This window comes from Gemella haemolysans (assembly GCF_028308085.1).
Taxonomy (GTDB): Bacteria; Bacillota; Bacilli; order Staphylococcales; family Gemellaceae; genus Gemella; species Gemella haemolysans_D.
In genome coordinates this window covers 1-349 of sequence record NZ_JAQMFS010000104.1, presented here as the reverse complement: position 1 = coordinate 349, position 349 = coordinate 1, and the positions used below count along the sequence as shown (strand labels likewise).

The 349-nt window shown below is 30.9% G+C and carries 1 protein-coding gene; it reads left to right on the top strand.

Annotation, left to right across the window (positions count from 1 at the left end; genetic code table 11):
• Positions 1-349 (top strand): ATP-binding cassette domain-containing protein (locus PNO30_RS08345; RefSeq protein ID WP_271988004.1); only part of this gene is annotated, 349 nt, incomplete at both ends.

Here is a 349-nt window from a genome sequence, read left to right as displayed (position 1 = left end):
AACATAAATCATCTAAAGATTTATCAGAATGATCGTATTGGTTTAGTTGGCAAAAATGGAAATGGAAAAACAACGTTACTTCACATATTATATAAAAAAATTGTGCCTGAAGAAGGTATTGTAAAACAATTTTCACATTGTGAACTTATTCCCCAATTGAAGCTCATAGAATCAACTAAAAGTGGTGGTGAAGTAACACGAAACTATATTCGGCAAGCGCTTGATAAAAATCCAGAACTGCTATTAGCAGATGAACCAACAACTAACTTAGATAATAACTATATAGAAAAATTAGAACAGGATTTAAAAAATTGGCATGGAGCATTTATTATAGTTTCACATGATCGCG